The following is a 224-nucleotide window of genomic DNA, read 5'->3' on the forward strand; positions in this document are numbered from 1 at the left end:
ATGAATTGGTAGAGGCAATTGCTGCTAAAAATGGTGTAATCAGTCCAGCAACGCAAGCTCAATTACAAGCGATCAAAGATCAATTAGATGCATTGAAAGGTACAGCACAAGGCTTGGTTGATGCATTACCTGCATCAGCAGCTAAAGATGATCTAGATGCTCGTTTAGATGCTCTAGATACAGTTGTACCAGCAGTGAACGATACAGATAGCAATGGTATTGCT

Annotated in this window: 1 protein-coding gene; it reads left to right on the top strand. The window is 41.1% G+C overall.

Features of this window, described 5'->3' with window-relative positions:
- The coding region (locus tag AC1M9A_RS14470) for a GA-like domain-containing protein (protein WP_481610500.1) at positions 1-224 on the top strand (224 nt) is incomplete at both ends.

Source organism: Acinetobacter sp. ANC_7634 (assembly GCF_056779875.1).